Annotated in this window: 1 protein-coding gene; it reads left to right on the top strand. The window is 45.1% G+C overall.

Annotated elements, in window-relative coordinates; all coding sequences use genetic code 11:
• Window positions 1-151: 151 nt before the first annotated feature.
• On the top strand, window positions 152-1435 hold the full coding sequence (locus tag ABJ225_RS22275) for an IS110 family RNA-guided transposase (protein ID WP_347321628.1): 1284 nt from the start codon (window positions 152-154) through the stop codon (window positions 1433-1435).
• Window positions 1436-1853 lie beyond the last annotated feature (418 nt).

Below are 1853 nucleotides of genomic sequence, written 5' to 3'. Positions count from 1 at the left end.
GAGACCCCGCAGGCACGAGGAGCATTCCTGTTATAAAGGAATATGAGGATAAAGTGGGATTTTAGCGATGTGCATAAAAAAAGCTCCCTTGGTACGATAGAGAGTGTCATGCGCATGACCTCGAATTAAGTACCGAAGGGAGACTTCAACTATGGATTTTACACAAAATGAACGACTTAATCAAATTAATGAACAGACTCTAATCATCGGCATTGATATTGCCAAGCACAAGCACGTCGCCAGGGCCATTGATGATCGAGGAATCGACTTATCGAAGCGTCTGGTTTTTCCGAATTCGTTAGAAGGATTCCAAGTGTTACTAGAGTGGGCTCGACAATTAAGTGCGGACACATCCCGTCCGAACTTAATGTTGGGGATGGAGCCTACGGGACATTATTGGATGAATCTAGCTTACTTCTTGAAATCCCAGGGCGAGCGCCCTGTGGTGGTAAACCCGATGAAGGTCAAGAAATCAAAAGAACTGGATGATGACTCGCCTACCAAAAATGATACAAAGGATGCGAAGGTCATCGCTCAAGTCATGCGAGCAGGGCGGTATCATGAGCCTACCTTGCCGGAAGGCATCTATGCCGAGTTACGTGAAGGCGTGAAACTCTTTGATATCATTCAAGAAGATCTCTCTTCCATCAAAGCACAGATTCATAACGTTCTGGATCGGTATTTCCCTGAATTCATGACGGTGTTTAAGAAGTGGAATGGAAAGATGGCGATGGCGCTTCTGAAGTTAGGCTATCTTCCAACAGATATTCGACAGAAGACAGAAGAGGAACTTCTATACGACGTAAAGGCATTAGGGACCAAAAATGTAGGGGTGGCGCGTATGCGCCACTTAAAGAAAGCAGCTGACTCCAGTGTTGGGATGACCGTAGGTCTCCGCATGGCTCGTGAAGAGCTTCGCTATCTCGTTGATCAGTATGAGGCCTTAAACGAACGTCTGGACAACCTGAAAGAAGAACTTGAAAAACTGGTTCTTACGGTTCCTGGCGCAGATCTTATGATGGCGATCAATGGCGTGGGAGCGATGACCATTGTTGGGTTCTTCGCCGAGATTGGTGACTTATCAAATTATAAAGATCCACGACAGATTATTAAATTAGCAGGACTGAATCTGATGATGAACCAATCCGGCACACATCGAGGGAAAACGACCATTACTAAGCGTGGGCGACGAAGGTTGCGTTCCATTCTGTATCAAGTCGCCCGCCCTTTAACTTTTCATAATGACGCTTTTAAAGCTCTTCATCAGTATTATAAACATAGACGAACGAATCCTCTTAAAGGGAAACAGTCTTTTGTCGCATTAGGACGTAAACTGATTAAGGTCTTATTTGTCATAGGCACACGAAAGTGTGCGTTTAGTGAGGAACGCATGCTTCGCGATATCCCTCATATGAGAGACGTGCAGGCAGCTTAACGTATGAGGTCCAGCAGTCAATATTCCTTGGTTTTTTGATGGTTTCTTAGGTAATCAAAAGAAGCACGGATAAGCCGGTCACTATTCCGAGCATTAGGGCATAGACCCACCCGAGGAGCATATCCGGCAACCACACATGGTCAGGTCGAACGAAGGAATTTACGCGCATAGACGCTGAGAGAAATGGGAGGGTCCACCGCCATGTCGTATGTGGAGATCCACTAGTGCGATCATAAGTTAATACCTATTAATGGAAAAAAAGACGCCAGGTTTCTTCAGACGCTTAGTGTGTTTCCATATATATTTAAATATGGATGAATATGTTTGATTGTGCCATGTCGCCTCTTTTGAACCCCCACGAAAACTTGAGAAAACCCGAGGAATACTAAGAACTACTGAATTTTCATGAGGGAGGCTC

The sequence above is a fragment of the Rossellomorea sp. RS05 genome (assembly GCF_039822645.1).
Classification (GTDB): domain Bacteria; phylum Bacillota; class Bacilli; order Bacillales; family Bacillaceae_B; genus Rossellomorea; species Rossellomorea marisflavi_B.
This window is presented reverse-complemented; position numbering and strand designations above follow the sequence as displayed.

Excerpts from the sequence above, each read along its gene's own strand:
- ABJ225_RS22275 (WP_347321628.1), top strand. The coding sequence starts at position 152 with ATGGATTTTACACAAAATGAACGACTTAATCAAATTAATGAACAGACT.